Source organism: Mesorhizobium sp. M5C.F.Ca.ET.164.01.1.1, from assembly GCF_004792125.1.
GTDB lineage: Bacteria > Pseudomonadota > Alphaproteobacteria > Rhizobiales > Rhizobiaceae > Mesorhizobium > Mesorhizobium wenxiniae.
On the sequence record NZ_SRTG01000096.1, the window covers coordinates 1 to 464 of the forward strand.

Here is a 464-nt window from a genome sequence, read left to right on the forward strand (position 1 = left end):
GGCGCGTAAGCGATGGCGCGCGCGATGCACGGCTCGATGCCGTTCCTGACCTGGTAGAAGCCTTCGACCGTGCGGCCGGCATCATAGTCGACGAAGGGCCGGTCGCGCTCGTCGATATCGGAGGTCAGAAGCTTTGCCGCCTCCGCGTCGGTGCGCGCCACGACCAGCGTCGGCGTGCCCATCACGTCGGCCGCGAGCCGCGCCGCGTTGAGGTTGCGGATATGCGCCGCCGTCGGGATCAGCACTTTGCCGCCGAGATGGCCGCACTTCTTCTCCGACGCCAGCTGGTCTTCATAATGGACACCGGCAGCGCCGGCTTCGATGAAGGCCTTCATGATCTCGAAAGCGTTGAGCGGGCCGCCGAAGCCGGCCTCCGCATCGGCGACGATCGGCGCGAACCAGGTCTCGACCGACAACCCCTTGCCTTCCGAGGTTTCGATCTGGTCGGCGCGCTGCAAGGTGCG

At 67.0% G+C, this 464-nt stretch carries 1 protein-coding gene; it reads right to left on the reverse strand.

Going from position 1 to position 464, the window contains the following annotated elements:
* Positions 1-464 (reverse strand): isocitrate lyase/phosphoenolpyruvate mutase family protein (locus tag EN807_RS32580; protein ID WP_189522666.1); only part of this gene is annotated, 464 nt, incomplete at both ends.